This is a genomic window from Lacisediminihabitans profunda, from assembly GCF_008040105.1.
GTDB lineage: Bacteria > Actinomycetota > Actinomycetes > Actinomycetales > Microbacteriaceae > Lacisediminihabitans > Lacisediminihabitans profunda.
In genome coordinates this window covers 23,239-38,499 of the sequence record NZ_VRMG01000009.1, presented here as the reverse complement: position 1 = coordinate 38,499, position 15,261 = coordinate 23,239, and the positions used below count along the sequence as shown (strand labels likewise).

14 protein-coding genes are annotated in these 15,261 nt (G+C 69.7%); 10 read left to right on the top strand and 4 right to left on the bottom strand.

All coding sequences use genetic code 11. From position 1 onward, the window contains the following. Positions 1-30: 30 nt before the first annotated feature. Complete coding sequence (locus FVP33_RS13445) at positions 31-1,290, bottom strand: MFS transporter (RefSeq protein WP_147784204.1); 1,260 nt, start codon at positions 1,288-1,290, stop codon at positions 31-33. 151 nt (positions 1,291-1,441) lie between these two features. Here FVP33_RS13445 and FVP33_RS13440 point away from each other — a divergent pair, with 151 nt between their 5' ends. After that, positions 1,442-1,885, top strand: a complete 444-nt coding sequence (locus FVP33_RS13440) for a flavodoxin family protein (protein ID WP_147784203.1) — start codon at positions 1,442-1,444, stop codon at positions 1,883-1,885. 32 nt (positions 1,886-1,917) lie between these two features. Here the strand turns inward: FVP33_RS13440 and FVP33_RS13435 are convergent, their stop codons facing one another. Both FVP33_RS13435 and FVP33_RS13430 read right to left on the bottom strand, forming a co-directional pair. Then, the gene (locus FVP33_RS13435) at positions 1,918-2,358 is read right to left on the bottom strand and encodes an SRPBCC family protein (RefSeq protein WP_147784202.1); all 441 of its coding nucleotides are present in this window, start codon (positions 2,356-2,358) and stop codon (positions 1,918-1,920) included. Next, positions 2,355-2,795 carry an ArsR/SmtB family transcription factor gene (locus FVP33_RS13430; RefSeq protein WP_147784201.1) on the bottom strand — a complete coding sequence of 147 codons (441 nt, stop codon included), beginning with the start codon at positions 2,793-2,795 and terminating at the stop codon, positions 2,355-2,357. Before FVP33_RS13430 ends, FVP33_RS13435 begins: the two co-directional genes overlap by 4 nt. Before the next feature lie 196 nt (positions 2,796-2,991). Here FVP33_RS13430 and FVP33_RS13425 point away from each other — a divergent pair, with 196 nt between their 5' ends. The 9 genes from FVP33_RS13425 to FVP33_RS13385 all read left to right on the top strand — a co-directional run bounded on the left by FVP33_RS13425 (position 2,992) and on the right by FVP33_RS13385 (position 13,672). Further along, the gene (locus FVP33_RS13425) at positions 2,992-4,215 is read left to right on the top strand and encodes an ROK family transcriptional regulator (protein WP_147784200.1); all 1,224 of its coding nucleotides are present in this window, start codon (positions 2,992-2,994) and stop codon (positions 4,213-4,215) included. Next, positions 4,212-5,171, top strand: a complete 960-nt coding sequence (locus FVP33_RS13420; protein ID WP_147784199.1) for a carbohydrate ABC transporter permease — start codon at positions 4,212-4,214, stop codon at positions 5,169-5,171. The genes FVP33_RS13425 and FVP33_RS13420 overlap by 4 nt, the downstream gene beginning before the upstream one ends. Continuing rightward, complete coding sequence (locus tag FVP33_RS13415) at positions 5,164-6,054, top strand: carbohydrate ABC transporter permease (RefSeq protein WP_147784198.1); 891 nt, start codon at positions 5,164-5,166, stop codon at positions 6,052-6,054. Before FVP33_RS13420 ends, FVP33_RS13415 begins: the two co-directional genes overlap by 8 nt. Positions 6,055-6,112: 58 nt before the next feature. After that, complete coding sequence (locus tag FVP33_RS13410) at positions 6,113-7,360, top strand: ABC transporter substrate-binding protein (RefSeq protein ID WP_147784197.1); 1,248 nt, start codon at positions 6,113-6,115, stop codon at positions 7,358-7,360. Positions 7,361-7,475: 115 nt separating this feature from the next. Beyond that, positions 7,476-8,630, top strand: coding sequence for a glycoside hydrolase family 15 protein (locus tag FVP33_RS13405; RefSeq protein ID WP_147784196.1), 1,155 nt, complete (start codon positions 7,476-7,478; stop codon positions 8,628-8,630). Beyond that, a complete protein-coding gene (locus tag FVP33_RS13400; protein WP_147784195.1) occupies positions 8,627-10,852 on the top strand; it encodes a glycoside hydrolase family 31 protein in 2,226 nt (741 codons plus the stop codon). The genes FVP33_RS13405 and FVP33_RS13400 overlap by 4 nt, the downstream gene beginning before the upstream one ends. Positions 10,853-10,941: 89 nt before the next feature. Beyond that, positions 10,942-11,391: a pyridoxamine 5'-phosphate oxidase family protein gene (locus tag FVP33_RS13395; protein ID WP_187270717.1), complete on the top strand. Its 450-nt coding sequence runs from the start codon at positions 10,942-10,944 to the stop codon at positions 11,389-11,391. Between the two features lie 98 nt (positions 11,392-11,489). Continuing rightward, entirely contained in the window at positions 11,490-12,437 is a 948-nt protein-coding gene (locus tag FVP33_RS13390) for an acyl-CoA thioesterase (protein ID WP_147784193.1), read from the top strand. An 80-nt stretch (positions 12,438-12,517) separates the two neighbouring features. After that, complete coding sequence (locus FVP33_RS13385; RefSeq protein ID WP_147784192.1) at positions 12,518-13,672, top strand: CaiB/BaiF CoA transferase family protein; 1,155 nt, start codon at positions 12,518-12,520, stop codon at positions 13,670-13,672. A gap of 6 nt (positions 13,673-13,678) precedes the next feature. On the opposite strand, the gene FVP33_RS13380 is transcribed toward FVP33_RS13385, so the two are convergent. Next, positions 13,679-15,196, bottom strand: a complete 1,518-nt coding sequence (locus FVP33_RS13380) for a PucR family transcriptional regulator (RefSeq protein WP_147784191.1) — start codon at positions 15,194-15,196, stop codon at positions 13,679-13,681. Positions 15,197-15,261 lie beyond the last annotated feature (65 nt).

Here is a 15,261-nt window from a genome sequence, read left to right as displayed (position 1 = left end):
CGCGTCTACCTGTCCAGAGTCCTCGGGGGGCTAGTTCGCAGCGGACAGGTCCCGCCTGCGCTGCTTCCGCACGGTCAGGACGAGCAACACCAACGTGCACACCTGAAGCAGGATCACGACGAGGATGAGCAGTCCGAGCCGCCCGTAGAGGGCTCCGGAGAGCACCCCGCCCACCAGCGCGCCCGCGCCCTCGAACGCGGCGAAGATGCCGTACGCCGTCGCTCGACGCGCCGACGGCACGAGATCGGCGACCATCGCCTTGACCGTCGACTCCTGGATGCCGGAGGCCGCCCCCCAGGCCACCACCCCGAGGATCACGGCCCCGATCTGGTTCGACAGAGCCAGCCCGGGCACGAGGGCGATCAGGAACGGCAGGGCCAGCAGAACGTTCGTCCCCTTCTTGTCGTAGATGTAGCCGCTCGCGAGCGCCGCGATGGCGCCGGCCGCCATTGCGGCCGCGTAGACGAGAGGCACCGCGGAAAGCGGGACCAGGCCGGCCTTCGTCACATGGAAGGAGATCACGCCGTAGGTGACGAGGCCGGCATTGGCGGCGAACGCCGCCGCGGCGAATGGGTAGAAGGTCGGGGGAAGGCGCGGTGGGGGATCGCTCCCGTCGGTCGCGGCCCCAGCGGCCCGGTCGAGTTTTGTGTCGTAGACGCTCACGTCGGGAACCCGCATCCGGATCACCGCAAGCAGAGCGAGAGCGAGCGCCCCCGGTACCGCGAGCACGGCGAAGGCGGGCCAGAGCACTGTGGTCAGCGCGATCACCCCGGCCACGACGAGCGGGCCGAGCAGCGAGCCCGTCTGGTCGAGGGCCTTGTGCACGGCGAAGCCCCGGCCGCGCCCCACCGAGCCGGCGGCCGACGCGAGAAGCACGGTCTTCGCGGGGCTGCGCACCGCCTTGCCGGTGCGATCGCCGATGATCAGGATGCTCGCCACGGCGAGGCCGGCGCCCCCGACGAATGGCGCGAGGGCCAGCAGCGGGATGCAGATCACCGTGAGCGCGTAGCCGACGACGGTGAATGTCCAGTAGCGGCGGGTTCGGTCGGCCCACGGACCGGTGGCGAGGCGCAGCCCAAGGCCGATGGCCTCACCGGTACCCGTCACGAGCCCGACGACCAGAGCGGACGCACCGAGCTGGCCGAGAAGCGGCCCGGCGAGCGAGCTTCCCCCGTCGGAGACGATGTCGACGGCGAGGCTGAGGAAGCCGAACCCGGTGACGACCCTCCACGCGGACCAGCGAGGAGGAGTACCGGACATCACGCACCCCCAGCCACCGAGAGCCACCATTATCGCAGCCTGCCGCGGCGCGTGGGCGAACCGGGAGGGACAGGGTCAGCCCCGCAATCCCCGCGCGGTGGCCCCGGGCGGGCCTTTAGCCCCATCCGGACCCGGTTCGGGGGATCAGACTCGTACCGAGGGCGACCGGGAGAGGTGTGAAATGTCAGCGGTGGTGGTTTTCGATTCGAACTACGGCAACACGGAGCGGGTCGCCGAGGCGATCGCGGCGGGAATCGGCGGCGCGACCACCGTGTCCGTGGCCCGGCTCGATCCGGCGAACCTGCAGGCCGATCTCCTCGTGGTGGGCAGCCCGATCAACGGATGGCGCCCGACCGCGGCCATGCAAAAGTTCCTCGCCGGGTTCGGTGCCGCACAACTCGCGGGCACTCGCGCCGCGGCCTTCGACACGAGGGTGCGGCTCTTCATCCATGGGGATGCCGCTGGCAAGATCTCCCGAGCGCTCGAGAACGCGGGAGCCACGATCGTCGCCCGCCCGCGCGGCTTCATCGTGAAGGGCACCGAGGGTCCCCTGCTCGACGGCGAACTCGAGGCAGCGACGGCCTGGGGGCGGTCCATCGCGGCCGAGGTGGCGCGAACCGCCTAGAGGGCGCCGATGACGAATTCGCGCCCGAGGCGTCAGACCCGCTCGGCGAGCAGGCGCTCCATGACGTCGAAGAAGGCGTTGTAGCCCACGATCGTCTGGGCGTACTGCTCCTCGGTGAGGTTGCCCCCGTTCTGCGTCAGCGTCATCTCGGTGCCGCCGTCGACCTCGACCAGCGTGACGGTGACGGGCTCACGGGCCGGATTCGAGGGGTTGTCGGTCATCGTGAAGGCCAGGCGGCTCGGTGGCTCGACCTCGACATACTCGCCGACCCAGTTGATCGAGTTGCCATCGGGCAGGTTCATGGTGGCCCTCCACTCGCCGCCGACCGTCACATTCATCGCGACCGAATCGAGGGGGATCTCGACGGCATCGGTGCCGAACCACACCGCGAAGTGCTCGGGCAGTGTCCACATCGAGTAGACGAGGTCGCGCGGGGCGGCGAAGGTGCGGGTGATGGTGATTCCGTCGGTCATGACTGTTCTCCTGTGAGCGGGGTGCCCGGGATGGGCTCGGTGGAAGGGGTGGCGCGCCTTCCGGCCGGCGACCGGCCGCCGGGTGTGGCGGCCGATGGGCCGGGTTCGGACCGGTCGGACTGGAGCCGCCCGAGGTAGGCGCCCATGCTGTCGAGGTTGTCGGACCAGAACCGGGCGTAGTCGCTGATCCAGCCCGAGGCGGCGGCCAGGGGACGCGCGTCGAGTTGCGCCGGCCGGTACTGCGCGTCGCGTCCTCGGCTGACGAGCCCGGCCCGCTCGAGCACGCGGAGGTGTTTCGAGACGGCAGCGAGGGTCATGTCGAACGGCTCGGCGAGCTGCCCGACTGTCACTTCGCCACGCGCGAGACGGGAGAGCATCGCCCGGCGGGTGGGGTCGGCGAGTGCGGCAAAGGTGCGACTCAACTGGTCGGTCGGCATGTCTCGCTCCGTTCGTATTCAACTGATAAGTATAATACCGAATGGTTGAATGACGCGCAAGCACCTTCCGGTCACGGGGCGATCGGCGTTCGCTCGGGAGCGGATCTCCGGGCCATTTCGCGTCATCCGATTCCGCGGTTGACTAACTTCACCTCTTTGTTCTATTCTTTGTTTAGTTCTGAACAAAGAGGTTCTCTTGGCAAATCGCCCGCAAGCCCGCACCGACGTCAACCGGTCAGCCATTCTCGCGCGACTCGGTGCGCACGGCCCCGCCTCCCGCGCCGACCTGGCTCGGGCGCTCAACGTCTCGCCCGCTCTGATGACGCAGCTCACCAAGGACCTCCTGTCCGAGGGACTGCTCAGGGAGCTCGAGCACTCGCCCTCCCAGGGCGGTCGTCCGGCTCGGATGCTCGGCCTGATGTCGACGGCCGGCCGGGCGATCGGCGTGAAGGTCGTCGCCGATCACGTGGCCTTCGTCGACGTCGGCATCGACGGAACCGTCGTGCGATCGGCGAGCGAACCCTTCGACGCGTCGGCCTCGACCTTCCTCGCCGACCTCACGGGCCTGCTGCGGCGATTCGTCGCCGGCGGTGGTTCGGCGCCGCTCCTCGGCGTCGGCGTCGGCGTGCCCGGCAGCGTCGACCGCCAGGCCAACGGACTCGTCGACTCGACCCAGATGGGCTGGCGGCAGGTGCCGCTCGGGTCCACCCTGCAGCGAGAGCTCAACCTCCCGGTGATCGTGGAGAACAACGTGAACGCGCTCGCCATCGCCGAGCGACTGTACGGGGTCGGTCGGCTGCACGAGAACTTCCTCGTCGTGACCATCGGAACCGGAATCGGCGCCGGAATCATGGTGGATGGCGTGGTGCTGCGCGGTTCGGGCGGCGGCGCCGGGGAGGTCGGCCACATTCCCGTCGAGGTCGACGGCCCGCTCTGCACCTGCGGCAACCACGGCTGCCTCGAGTCGATCATCGGCGAGGCGGCGCTCGTGCGGCTGGGCCGCGGGCGAGGAGTCATCGGCGAGCACAGCGGCATCGCGGCGCTCCGCGGCGCGGCGGACTCCGGCAACGCCGAGGCCACCCGCATCTTCAGCGAGGCGGGGCACGTCCTCGGCCGCACCCTCGCCGGCATCGTGCACACCCTCGATCCCGAGATCGTGATCGTGCTCGGCGAGGGCACCGCGGCCTGGAGCCATTGGTCGTTCGGGTTCGAGCCGGCCTTCCGCTCGTCCCTCATCCCGAGCCGCCGCGGAGTCGCCGTGGCCGTGGAGACCTGGCAGGACGAGAGCTGGGCGCAGGGGGCCGCCGCGCTCGTGCTCGCCACCCCCTTCGACGCGGAGGACATGGCGGGCGACCAGGGCCGGCTCGTTCGGGAGCGCCTCGTCGAGCAGGCCTTCCCGCAGGCGGGAGCCGGCGCATGAGCGTGTCGGTGGCCCAGACCGCGCTCCTGGACAAGGAGCCGCAGTTTCGGCACGCCATCCCGACCCGCGACGGCCGCACGGCCCGCAATCGGGCGCGGTACACCTTCACGGTGCTCGCCTTCCTTCTGCCGAGCGCGATACCCCTGCTGCTGTTCGTTCTCGGCCCGATGGTCGCGGCGGCGTGGGTGAGCCTGCACAAGTGGAACCTGCTCGCACCGATGCAGTGGGTGGGCCTCGGCAACTATGCCAAGCTCCTCACCGACCCGATCACCGGCGACGTGTTCGTGCACACCATCTACTACATCGCCGGCTACCTCCCCCTCGTCTATTTCGGCGGTCTGGCGCTCGCCCTCGCCCTCAACACCGCGCTCAAGGGGCGGTCGATCCTGCGCGGCATCTACTTCCTTCCCGTCGTCACGAGCTGGATCGTCGTCGCGCTCGTCTGGCGATGGCTGCTCAGCCCGACCTCGGGGATCGTCAACACCGTGCTGGCCGCGGTCGGCATCCACGGTCCCGGGTGGTGGACCGACCCGCACTGGGCGATGCCGGCGATCATCGTGGCGTCGTCCTGGAAGGACCTCGGATTCGTGATGGTCATCCTGCTCGCCGGGCTGCAGGCGATCCCCACCGAGCTGTACGACGCGTCCAAGGTGGACGGGGCCGGCTGGTGGCGGCGACTCTTCAGCGTGACGCTCCCGCTGCTGTCGCCATCCACCTTCTTCGTGATCGTGATCTCGCTGATCAACGGCTTCCAGGTCTTCGACCAGGTCTACGCCATGACCGGGGGAGGGCCCAACGGGGCGAGCGAGGTCGTCGTGCAGCAGATCTACGACCTCACCTTCCGCTACGGGCGGGCCGGCGAGGCGTCCGCACTGTCCTGGATGTTGTTCGCCGTGGTGCTCGCCGTCACCGTCATCCAAGTCCGCGGCCAGAGGAGGTGGGTGACCTATGGCTGAAGCGCTTCTCACCGCACGAACGCCCGCTCGCCGAACGGTCGGCCGGGCGCCGCGAAGCCGGGAGGCCAAGCTGCGTCTGGCGGGGGTGATCGTGCTGCACCTCGTCATCATCGTGGGCGCCATCGCGATGTTCTTCCCCTTCCTCTGGACGATCATCACCTCGATCACCCCGGGCGCGAGCCTCACCACCACGCCGGCGCTCATCCCGAAGAACCCCTCCCTCGGCGCCTACCAGAGGCTCTTCGTCGAGCGGCCGTTCGGGCAGGTGATCCTCAACAGCTTCCTGCTCGCCGTCATCACCACGGCGGTTCAACTGGTCACGAGTTCGACCGCCGCCTACGCGTTCAGCCGACTTCCGTTCCGGGGACAGAACGTGGTCTTCGGCGTGTACCTGGCGACCATGATGATCCCGCTCCAGGTGCTCATCGTTCCGCTCTTCGTCGAGTTGAAGGCGTTCGGGCTGCTCGACACCTATCTCGGGGCGCTGTTGCCGACCTTCGCGACAGCCTTCGGCATCTTCCTGCTCCGGCAAGCCATCAACCAGGTCCCGCGTGAGCTGGACGAGGCCGCGACCATCGACGGCGCTGGACACTTCCGCATCTTCACGGGCATCATTCTGCCGAACATCCGACCGGCCATCGCCACCCTCGTCGTCTTCGCCTTCATGGGCAGCTGGAACAGCTTCCTCTGGCCGCTCGTCGTGTTGCGCTCGCCGGAACTGCAGACCCTGCCGATCGCACTCGCCGGCCTTCAGGGCCAGTACACCTCGCAGTGGGACGTGATCATGGCCGGTTCGGTCGTGAGCGTGCTCCCGATGCTCGCGCTCTACGTGTTCGCCCAGAAGTACGTCATCCAGGGCGTCGCGAGTTCCGGGATCAAGTGACGCTCGATCCCGTCCCCATGCACCACCCGCACCACCACATCAAAGGAGATAGCAGCACATGAATCGAAAGCTAATGGTCGCGCTCGGCCTCGCGGGGGTCTTCGCCCTCGCCGTGACCGGCTGCGCATCCGCCGCGCCCAAGGCGAGCGGCCCCGTCACGATCACCTATTCCAACTTCATTTCCAATGCCGGAAACGAAAAGAACCTGGACAAGATCGTGGCGGCGTTCGAGAAGAAGAACCCGAACATCACGGTGACGGTGAAGACCCTGCCGTATGACTCCTATGGCACGGCGTTGCAGACCGATCTCGCGGCCGGCACCCCGGCCGACGTCTTCGACATCAACGGGCCGTCGAGCTACGGACCGCTGCAGGCCAACGGGGTCCTGGCAGAGCTGAAGGCCGTCCCCTCGGCGAAGTACAACAAGGCCCTGCTCGACAGCTACGCCACCGACGGCAAGCAGTACGCGCTGCCCACCTCGTTCTCGGATGTGGTGCTCTATTACAACAAGGACCTCTTCGACAAGGCGGGTCTGAAGTACCCGACGAGCAGCTGGACCTGGAAGGACGAGACTGCCGCCGCGCAGAAGCTCACCAACAAGGCAGCGGGAGTCTGGGGTGACCACCAGCCGGTCACCTACAACGAGTACTACAAGGCACTCGTGCAGAACGGAGCGAGCTTCCTGAGCAAGAACGGCAAGAAGGCCGCATTCAACACCCCGGCCGGCATCGAGGCGGCCAAGTGGCTCGTCGGCAAGAGCGGCACGACCATGCCGACGGTCGCCGACGGCCAGGGCACGGCGGACTTCGACACCAACCTGTTCAAGGCAGGCAAGCTCGCGATGCTGCACACCGGGATCTGGGTGTTCGGCTCCTTCGCAGACACCCCGGCCAACTGGGACATCGCCGTCGAACCGGGCAACACCACCACGGCCAGCGCCGTCTTCTCGAACGGGATCGGTGTCTCGGCGACCAGCAAGCACCCGGCCGAGGCCCAGAAGTGGGCCGAGTTCATGTCGTCCTCGGATGAGGAGGTCAGCGTGCGGCTGGACGCCGGCTGGGAGCTTCCCACCATCTCGGACACCGCGAAGCTGAACTCGTACCTGACCAAGGGCAAGCCGGCCAACCGTCAGGCGGTCTTCGACGCCGCCAAGAAGATCGCTCCTGCCCCCTCGATCGGTGACAACCAGTCGGCGATGCAGGATGCGATCACCGGCGAGCTCGTGGAGGCCCAGGCCGGCCGCGAGAGCGTGGAACAGGCACTCACCAACGCCGAGAAGAAGATCAACACCCTTCTCGCCGGCTGAGTCGCCGACCTCGTCGGCTGGGCACAGCCGCACGGTCCCGGGGCCCTCTCGGCCCCGGGACCTTCAACTGCCGTCGCGCGGATAACCGCGCACCAACAACCAGGGAGACACCAGCATGATCGAGGCGCACCACGGCATCCAGTCCGGGAGCGACGCGGAGAGCCGCGACCCTCTCGCCCGGCTCGCCGAGTCGAGCGTCGACCTGATCCTGGGCCTGCAAGACCCGAGCGGGGCCTACCCGGCGAGTCCCACCTTCTCCGCCTACCGCGGCTACTGCTGGTTTCGGGACGGGGCATTCATCGCGGACGCGATGTCGTCTGCCGGCGCGAGCGAGTCGGCGGAGCGTTTCTTCGACTGGTGCGCCCGGATTCTGGTGGCCCGCGAGCCCGCGATCGTGGAGATCGTCTCGAGAGCGCTGGCCGGAGACCCCGTGCCGGATGCTCAGATGCTCCCCACCCGGTTCACCTTCGCCGGCGAGGAGGGCGAGGACGACTGGTGGGACTTCCAGCTCGACGGATTCGGCACCTGGCTCTGGGCCGTCGCCGAGCACTCGCGTCGACACGGAACGGGCCTCGGCCGGTGGGCCAGGGCCATCGAGTTGAGCGTGGACTACCTCACCTCGTCGTGGCAGAGGCCGTGTTTCGACTGGTGGGAGGAGAACGCCTCCGAGGTTCACGTGTCGACCCTCGCCTGCGTCGCCGCCGGCCTCGTCGCGGTGGCCGAGGCGGGCGCCATCGATGGCCGCCGCCTGGAGCAGGCGCTCGACGCGAGCGAGTCGATCAGGAGCACGATCGTCGAGCGTGGGCTTGTGCACGGCTACCTCGCCAAGTGGCTCGGTTCGACCGAGGTGGATGCGAGCGCGCTCGCGGCGGTCGCTCCGCTCGGGCTGTTCCCGGCATCCGGGGAGATCGGCTCGCGCACCCTGATGGCGATCGACGACTCGCTGAACGTCGGCGGCGGCGTGCACCGCTACCTGGACGACACCTTCTTCGGCGGGGGGCAGTGGCCCCTGCTCAGCTGCCTCCTCGGGCTCGGCTACGCCGCGGCGGGTGACCGCGGCCGCGCCGTCGAACTGCTGGTCTGGGCCGCGGGAACCGCCGACCGGGATGGGGCCCTGCCCGAGCAGGTCGGGGATCACCTGCTCGATCCCTCCCGTTACCAGGAGTGGGATGACCGTTGGGGGCCGGTGGCGAGACCGCTGCTCTGGAGCCATGCCATGTTCGTGCGCCTCGCCGTCGAGGTCGGGGTAGTGGAGGTGTTGCCGGCATGATCCGTCATCGGCCGTTCGGCTCCGGGCATCCGTATTCCGTCGACACGGAACAGCGCTGGCCCATCGATCCCGTCGCGGGTGAGCCCGTCGTTCTGGGGGTGCGCACGTCCTCGGAGGTCACGGCGGTCACCGCCGAGATCGTTCGGGATGGCGGCGAGTCCCGCAGTCTCGATCTCGTGGCCACCGTCCGCACGTCGAGGGGACAGTCGACCGACGGAGGCCATCTGGCGTCCGCGCAGGCGAGACTCGCCCGTGACTCCGGCGGCTGGCAGCTCAGGCTCGACGGGCTTCGGCCCGGCGAGCACTACCGCTACCGCTTCGTCGCCTCCGGCGCGCGCCGCCAGTCCACCCGGTGGTTCGACTTCCGGGTCGCCGCCTGGCGACCGGCGCCGGGCGCGGTTCGCACCGTCGGGCCGGAGCGGATCATCCCGGGCAGCGTGACCGTGCTCGACGATGGCACCCGCACCCGTCGCGTGCGCTTCGCCCTCCCGCTCGCCGACGCCGAGCACGTCACCGGCCTGGGCGAGCGCTTCGACGCGCTCGACCAACGCGGCACGAGCCTCGACTCCGTCGTCTTCGAGCAGTACAAGAGCCAGGGCGCGGAACGCAAGACCTACCTGCCGATGCCCTTCGCCCACATCGTTGGCGCCGCCGGCTGGGGCTTCCACGTGCGCACCTCGCGCCGGGTGTGGTTCGACTTTGCCGAGCGGGAGACCGGCCGCATCTGGGTCGAGGCCGAGGTCGACAGCGCAAGCGGGGACGCCGCGGTGCTGGATCTCGCCGTCTACGAGGGCACGCCGACCAGGGTGCTCGACCAGTTTCTGGCTGAGGCCGGCCGACCGACCGAGCTTCCGTCCTGGATCTTCCGGCTCTGGGCGAGCGCAAACGAGTGGAACACTCAGAGCGAGGTCATGCGGCAGATGGACCTGCATCGCGAGCACGACATCCCGGTCGGGTCGGTCGTGATCGAGGCGTGGAGCGACGAGAGCACCTTCACCGCGTGGCGGGACTCCCGCTACTCCGTCACCGAGGACGGCGCTCCGCACCGGCTGGCGGACTTCGAATTCCCCCCGGACGGCGCCTGGCCGGACCCGAAGGGCATGGTGGACGAACTCCACGCGCGGGAGATCAGGCTCCACCTCTGGCAGATTCCGCTCGTGAAGATGCGACCGCATCCGAAAGGTCAGGCGGCGGCGGATGCCGCCGCGGCGATTCGCGAGGGCGTGCTCGTGCAGGAGGAGGCGCCGGACGGGTCGCTCAGGCCATACCGCAACCGGGGCTGGTGGTTCCCGCTCGGCCTGATGCCCGACCTCACCGACGATCGAGCGGCGAAGTGGTGGACCGAGAAGCGCCGCTATCTCGTGGACGAACTGGGCGTCGACGGTTTCAAGACCGACGGCGGGGAACACGCCTGGGGACGCGACCTGAGGTACCTCGACGGCAGGCACGGCGACGAGGGGAATGCCCTCTTCCCCGTTCACTACGCGAAGGCGTTCGGCGATCTGCTCGAGTCGGCGGGCAAGGCGCCAGTGACGTTCAGCCGTGCCGGGTTCACCGGCAGCCAGGCCCACGGCACCTATTGGGCCGGGGACGAGAACTCCACCTGGGAGGCGTTCCGGTGGTCCCTGTTCGCCGGGCTCTCCGCGGCATCCAGCGGCATCGTCTACTGGGGCTGGGACCTCGGCGGATTCTCCGGCGAGGTGCCGGATGGCGAGCTGTACCTGCGCTCGGCGGCCGCGGCCGCCTTCGTGCCGATCATGCAGTACCACGCCGAGTTCAACCACCACCGGCTGCCGAGCGGCGACCGCACGCCGTGGAACATCGCGGAACGCAACGACGACCCCCGGGTGCTGCCCACCTTCCGGCGATTCGCGAAGCTGCGGGAGCGGCTGGTCCCTTACCTCGCGGACCAGGCACACGCGACCATCGAGACGTCCGCTCCGCTCATGCGACCGCTCTACTTCGACGCACCGGACGACAAGAACGTCTGGCGGCATCCGCTGCAGTGGATGCTCGGCGATGACCTCCTGGTGGCCCCGGTCACCGAGGCGGGCGCCACCGAGTGGTCGACCTACCTTCCGGCCGGCGAGTGGGTGGACGCCTGGACGGGCGACGCCGCGGAGGGCGGCCGCGTGGTGAAACGGCCGGCACCCATCGACGAGATTCCGATCTATGTTCGCGCGTCGGCCTGGCCTTCCCTGGCCGCGGTGTTCGGGGGCTGACCGACCGGCTCGCGCGAATGTGCGGGCGGCGGTCGACACGAGGGGCGGAAACGGGAGACTATGGAACCCAGCCGATCCCGAGGAGTGCCGTGTCCGATTCGTCCCGTCCGATGGTCGAAGAGCTCGCGGAGGAGGTCTGCTGGGACCTCCTGGGCGATGCCTCCATCGGCCGCCTCGCCGTGTCCACCGACGACGGGGTGGACATCTTCCCGGTCAACTACCTGGCGAAGGATCGCGTGATCTTCTTTCGAAGCGCGCCCGGTTCGAAGCTCATGGACCTCACGAGGCATCCCAGCGTCGCCTTCCAGGTGGAGGGCACCCACCGCCGCGCCCGCTGGAGCGTGGTGGTGAAGGGACGGGCCGAACGGATGGCGCTGGATTCGGAGATCGAGGCGTCCGGCGTTCTCGGCCTGCACACGCTGAGCCCCACCGAGAAGTGGAACTACGTGCGGATCCTGCCCGGCGTGGTCACCGGGCGCCGGTTCATCGGCCCTCGCCGTTCGGTGAAGGAGATGGCGAAGGCGCTGTACGGCGGCTGAGGGCCGGGGTGATGGATGGACGCTACGCTGGGGAGGCCATGTGCATCGGCGGCGGGCAGCGCCTCGCCGCCGTCTTCGAACGGGCCTGAAGGGCGGACATGAAGGATCGCATCACCCTCCGATTCCTCGCGTCCCCCGGCGACGCCGATGGATCGATCGTGCAGGCCGGCAGCGTGCTCGAGTGGATCGACAAGGCGGGCTACGCCTGCGCGGTCGGCTGGGCGGGGGCGTCCTGCGTCACCGCGTACGTCGGCAACGTCAACTTCGGTCGTCCGATCCACCCGGGCGAACTTGTGGAGGCCACGGCCCGGGTGATCCACACCGGGCGCACCAGCATCCACGTGCAGGTCACCATCTCGTCCGCGGACACCCGGGACGGCGAGTTCAGCCTGGGAACGCACTGCATCCTCGTGTTCGTGGCCGTCGATGCGGCCGGACGTCCGCAGCGCGTTCCGGAGTGGGTGCCACGCGGTCTCGACGACCTGGAGATCGCCGCCGGGGCCGAGGGCCGCATCGTGGCCCGCGCACGGATCCACGATGAGATGCGTCGCCAGAGCTATACGAGCGAGGGAACGGCGCCCAGGGTGACGTTCCGCTTCCTGGCCGCGCCCTCCGTCGTCAATTTCGGCGGCAACGCTCACGGCGGAACTGTCATGCGGTGGATCGACGAGGCTGCCCGCACCTGCGCGACCGGGTGGAGCAAGAGTGCGTCGAGGGCCGTGTACTCGGGCGGAATCCACTTCTACCGGCCGATCCACATCGGCGAGATCGTCGAGGTGGAGGCGCGGCTCATCCACACCGGACAGCGAAGCATGCACGTCGCCATCCACGTGCGATCCGGCGACCCCGTCGATCCGGTGATGGAGATGACCACGCAGTGCATGAGCATCCTCGTCTCCACAGGCGATGATGGCCGTGCGATTCCGGTGCCGGCCCTGGTGCCGCAATCCGAGGAGGACCGGGCCCTCGACGCCCACGCGATCGACCTCATCGCCATGCGCGCGGAACTCACCGCCCTGCCGGTCGACGGACCGTATCGCACCTAATTCGACCGGTCGCGCTCGCCGCTCCTGGACTGTGCCGCCCCGCGCCTGCCGCTAGTCTCGGCAGCATGGATCATGGCCGAATGAACACCGCTGCGGCCCCTCTCGCCGACATCCTGGTCGCTGACTTCTCCCGCATCCTCGCCGGCCCGCTTGCCACGATGACGCTCGCCGACCTGGGTGCGCGGGTGATCAAGGTGGAGCGGCCGGGAGACGGCGACGACACGCGCTCCTGGGGACCGCCGTTCTCGGCCACCGGGTCCACCTATTTCGAGAGCGTCAACCGCAACAAGGAGTCGGTGTGCCTCGACCTCGCCGACCCCGGCGACCGCGGCCTGGCCCGGGAGCTGATCTCGCGCGCCGACGTGGTCGTGGAGAACTTTCGACCGGGGGGCATGGAGAAACTCGGCCTGGGCTACGACGAGGCGAGGGTCACCAACCCGGGCGTCGTCTACGCGTCGATCTCCGGATTCGGCACCGCGGCCGGACGCGACCTGCTCGGCTACGACTTCGTGGTGCAGGCGCTCGGCGGCCTGATGAGCATCACCGGCGAGGCGGACGGGCCGGCGCTCAAGGCCGGCGTCGCCCTCGTCGACGTGCTCACTGCCAAGGATGCCGTGGCCGGAATCCTGGCCGCGCTGCTGCGCCGGCAGTCCTCCGGTTCCGGCGCCCGGCTCGAGTTGAATCTCCTGTCGAGCCTGCAGGGCGCGCTTGCCAACCAGGCCCAGGCCGTCCTCGGCGCGGGGGTGATCCCCGGGCGCCTGGGCAACGCGCATCCCTCGATCGCGCCCTACGAGACTCTCGAGTGTGCGGACGGACCGATCGCCATCGCCTGCGGCAACGACGGCCAGTTCGGGCGCCTGGTGGCGGTGCTCGGAGTTCCCGAACTCGCCGACGACCCACGGTTCACCAGCAACTCCCGGCGGGTGGCCAATCGCGCGACCCTGGTGCCGCTCCTCGAGCGGCAGCTCCGGGGGGCCGCGGCCGCCGAGTGGCAGGGGCGGCTCACGGCGGTGAGCGTGCCGGCCGGTCGAGTCGGCACCATCGCCGACGGCATCGCGCTCGCGTCGAGCCTCGGCCTCGAGCCGACCATGGAGGTCGTCGATGCGGCCGGCGCCGCCGTCGCCAGCCAGGTGCGGCATCCGATCAGCTGGAGCCCGCCGATCCCGCTCCGAAACTCCGCGCCGCCCCTCCTGGGGGAGCAGGATGCGGCCGTGCGGGAGTGGCTGGGCCGCTGACGGCCGTCAGCCCGCCTCTGGCCGACGCAGAGCCACCCACAGCGTGGCGGCGGTGTCCGGATCGGTGAGGTCGGCGCCGACCAGTTCGGTCGCCACCGCGATCCGATGCCGCAGGGAATTGCGGTGGATGCCCAGTTCGCGCGCGGTGCTCTCCCACTGACCGCGGTGGGCGAGGTAGCAGCGCACGGTCTCGGTGAGGTCGCCGCGCGGATGCCGCCCCAGGGCATCCAGCCACGCCGCGCCGCGGTCGTCGGCGGCGTCAGTGACGGCGACCACCGTGCCGGCCCGCGCGCTGCGGCAGGCGAAGCTGACCGGGCCGACGGCGGCGGCCACCGCCTGAAGGGGGAGGGGTGCGCTGAGCGCGCCCGCGAAGTCGCCCCGAGGCGTGCCGCCTCCCGGGGCGGACTCGGTGGCCCCGCCCGCGGTCGCCTCCGGCAGGATCACCACGCGGATGCCGCCCATCGCGGCGCGGAGCATCGACGCAGAGACCCGGTCGCGCAGCCCGGCGGGGGTGAGGTCGGAGTTCGGCCCGGTGGCGGCCAGCGACCCGACGATCGCGCCGAGATCGGGGGAGTCGAGTGCCTCCACCCCCTCCCCGCGCAGCGCGAAGACCCGGGCGAAGTCGCCGAGGGGAGGCATCCCGCTGTGCTCGGCGGCCAGGCGCGCTGCGTCGACGTGACCGGCCAGGACGAGCGCCGCGATGACACCGCCCAGTTCCGCCTCCACCCTCGACGCCTCCTGCGCCCGCTGGGCGGTCAGCGACAGCAGCATGCACGACGTGAGGATGAGCTGGCGGTCTGCCTTGCGCAGCCCGCGCCCCGCCCCGACGGCGAGAAAGCCCACGGTGCGCCGGCCGACCACGATCGAGTGTTCGACGACATCCGTGCCATTCAGCGGGAAGGTGGCCGCCGAGTACGTGCCCACGAGGTTGAGCCTGGCCGACTCGAGGCGCAGCCGGGGCACGACGTCTGCGGCGTTCGCCGGCCAGACCGTCTCGGTGCCGTCGTCCGCGGGAAGGTAGGCGGCCCACCCGCCGAGCCCCTGGGCGAGGGAGGTGACGATGGCCTGGGCCGCGTTGTCACGGGTCGCCGCGCGGGCGAGGGCGGTCTGCAGGCTGAGCCGGGAGGCCAGGTCGGCCTGTTCCGACCTGCCGACGAGCTGCCAGAAGCCGCGCGAGACATGCATGAAGGGAACAGCCTCCGGCACGAGCAGCAGCGGCAGCCCGGCATCGGCGCAGGCCGAGACGAGTTCCTGATCGACCAGGTCCGTTCCGGCACCGAGACCGAGCCCCAGCGCGGAGACCCCCTTCGCGGCCAGCCTGCCCACGTAGTCGCGTATCGCGACCGCTCCGCCGGTCAGCGGGATTCCCGTGGTGAGCAGCAGCTCCCCGCCCTCGAGGTACGGGGTGGGATCGGCGAGTTCGGAGATGTGCACTCCGGTGAGGGCGTGGCGTCCGATCGGACCGGGAGCCGCCGGGCGCAGCTCCCCGCTGAGTCGCTCGCACAACTGCTCCAGGGTGACCATCCGCGCTCCTCCGGGTTGTTTAGGTCATTTTATCCAGTGTTTGCGACAGTAAGGGCCGGAACATC

Bases quoted from the DNA above. Each gene is read 5' to 3' on its own strand.
- FVP33_RS13410 (WP_147784197.1), top strand. From the start codon at position 6,113: ATGAATCGAAAGCTAATGGTCGCGCTCGGCCTCGCGGGGGTCTTCGCC.
- FVP33_RS13445 (WP_147784204.1), bottom strand. From the start codon at position 1,290: ATGGTGGCTCTCGGTGGCTGGGGGTGCGTGATGTCCGGTACTCCTCCT.
- FVP33_RS13420 (WP_147784199.1), top strand. From the start codon at position 4,212: ATGAGCGTGTCGGTGGCCCAGACCGCGCTCCTGGACAAGGAGCCGCAG.
- FVP33_RS13385 (WP_147784192.1), top strand. From the start codon at position 12,518: ATGAACACCGCTGCGGCCCCTCTCGCCGACATCCTGGTCGCTGACTTC.
- FVP33_RS13390 (WP_147784193.1), top strand. From the start codon at position 11,490: ATGAAGGATCGCATCACCCTCCGATTCCTCGCGTCCCCCGGCGACGCC.
- FVP33_RS13440 (WP_147784203.1), top strand. From the start codon at position 1,442: ATGTCAGCGGTGGTGGTTTTCGATTCGAACTACGGCAACACGGAGCGG.
- FVP33_RS13400 (WP_147784195.1), top strand. From the start codon at position 8,627: ATGATCCGTCATCGGCCGTTCGGCTCCGGGCATCCGTATTCCGTCGAC.
- FVP33_RS13430 (WP_147784201.1), bottom strand. From the start codon at position 2,795: ATGCCGACCGACCAGTTGAGTCGCACCTTTGCCGCACTCGCCGACCCC.
- FVP33_RS13380 (WP_147784191.1), bottom strand. From the start codon at position 15,196: ATGGTCACCCTGGAGCAGTTGTGCGAGCGACTCAGCGGGGAGCTGCGC.
- FVP33_RS13435 (WP_147784202.1), bottom strand. From the start codon at position 2,358: ATGACCGACGGAATCACCATCACCCGCACCTTCGCCGCCCCGCGCGAC.
- FVP33_RS13415 (WP_147784198.1), top strand. From the start codon at position 5,164: ATGGCTGAAGCGCTTCTCACCGCACGAACGCCCGCTCGCCGAACGGTC.
- FVP33_RS13405 (WP_147784196.1), top strand. From the start codon at position 7,476: ATGATCGAGGCGCACCACGGCATCCAGTCCGGGAGCGACGCGGAGAGC.